Source organism: Micromonospora sonchi, from assembly GCF_014646235.1.
GTDB classification, from domain to species: Bacteria; Actinomycetota; Actinomycetes; order Mycobacteriales; family Micromonosporaceae; genus Micromonospora; species Micromonospora sonchi.
In genome coordinates this window covers 1-1,849 of the sequence record NZ_BMNB01000074.1, presented here as the reverse complement: position 1 = coordinate 1,849, position 1,849 = coordinate 1, and the positions used below count along the sequence as shown (strand labels likewise).

Genomic DNA, 1,849 nt, shown 5'->3' with positions numbered 1-1,849 from the left:
CGCTCAGGTTCCATTGGGTGGCGGTGGGGGTGGGGTGGTGGGTGGTGAGGGCGTGGTCGAGGAGGGTGAGGGCGGTGGTGGGGGTCATGGGGGTGATGCCGGTGCGGGCGAGGCGGTTGTGGTGGGTGGTGGTGAGGTCGGTGGTCATGGTGGATTGGGTGTTCCAGAGGCCCCAGGCGATGGAGGTGGCGGGGAGGCCTTGGTGGTGTCGCCAGGTGGCGAGGGCGTCGAGGTAGGCGTTGGCGGCGGCGTAGTTGGCTTGGCCGGGGTTGCCGAGGGTGGCGGCGATGGATGAGAAGAGGATGAAGTGGGTGAGGTTGTGGTGGTTGGTGGTGGCTTGGTGGAGGGTCCAGGCGGCGTGGGCTTTGGGTGCCCAGGTGGTGTGGAGGCGTTGGGGGTTGAGGCTGGTGAGGATGGCGTCGTCGAGGATGCCGGTGGTGTGGATGACGGTGCCGAGGTTGTCGATTTGGTTGATGAGTTGGTGGATTTGTTGTGGGTCGGTGGTGTCGCAGGTGGCGATGTGGATGTGGGCGCCGTGTTGTTGGAGGTCGGTGACGAGTTGGGTTAGGTCGTCGGTGTTGGGGCGGCGGGTGGTGAGGATGAGGTTGCGGTGTCCGTGGTGGTGGACGAGGTGGCGGGCGACGAGTTGGGCGAGTGTTCCGTTGCCGCCGGTGATGAGGGTGGTGTGGTGTGGGTTGGGGGTGGGGGGGATGGTGAGGACGATTTTGCCGATGTGGCGGGCTTGGGAGAGGTAGCGGAGTGCGTCGGGGGCTTGGCGGATGTCGAAGCAGGTTTTGGGTGGGAGGTGGAGTTGGTTGTTGGTGAACATGTGGAGGATGTGGCGGAGCATGGTGGCGATGAGGTCGGGGCCGGCTTCGGGGAGGTCGAAGGCTTGGTAGTGGATGTTGGGGTGGGTGGTGGTGATGGTGTCGGTGGGGCGGATATCGGTTTTGCCCATTTCGATGAAGGCGCCGCCGGGTCGGAGGAGTCGTAGTGATGCGTCGATGTATTCGCCGGCTAGTGAGTTGAGGACGACGTCGACGCCGGTGGCGAATTTTTGTTCGAAGTCGAGGGTGCGGGAGGAGGCGATGTGGGTGTCGTGGAGGCCTTGTTCTCGTAGTGTTGGCCATTTTGTTGGTGATGCGGTGGCGAGGATTTCGGCGCCGATGTGGCGGGCGATTTGGACGGCGGCCATGCCGACTCCGCCGGTGGCGGCGTGGATGAGTACGCGTTGTCCGGGGCGTAGGTGGGCGAGTTCGATGAGTCCGTAGTAGGCGGTGAGGTAGGCGATGGGTACTGAGGCTGCTTGGGCGTAGGTCCAGTGGGGTGGGATGGGGGCGACGAGTCGGGCGTCGACGATGGCGGTGGGGCCGAATGCGTCGGGTATGAGGCCGAAGACGCGGTCGCCGATGGTGAGTCCGGTGACGTCGGGGGCGGTGTCGATGATGGTGCCGGCGCCTTCGCCGCCGAGTCCTTCGAGGCCGGGGACCATGCCGAGGGCTACTACGACGTCGCGGAAGTTGACTCCGGCGGCGTGTACGGCGATGCGGATTTCGCCGGGGCGTAGGGGGCGGGTGTCGGTGTCTCGGGGGGTGAGGGTGAGGCTGTCGAAGGTGCCGCCGCCGCTGGAGTGCAGGGACCAGGCTTTCTGGGTGGGGGGTGTCAGGGCGGTGGTGGTGCGGACGAGTCGGGGGATACGGACCCGGCCGGTGCGGATCGCGGCTTGGGTCAGTCCCGCGCCGATGAGTCCGGCTACCGACGTGAGCCATCCGTCGGGGGTGTCGACGTCTACCAACACGACCCTGCCGGGGAACTCCGCCTGAGCCACCCGCACCAAACCCCACACCGC

The 1,849-nt window shown here is 66.3% G+C and carries 1 protein-coding gene; it reads right to left on the bottom strand.

Going from position 1 to position 1,849, the window contains the following annotated elements; genetic code table 11:
* On the bottom strand, window positions 1-1,828 hold a 1,828-nt coding region (locus IEY61_RS31915; protein WP_189050841.1), incomplete at its 3' end, for an MDR/SDR family oxidoreductase.
* Between the last annotated feature and the right edge of the window lie 21 nt (window positions 1,829-1,849).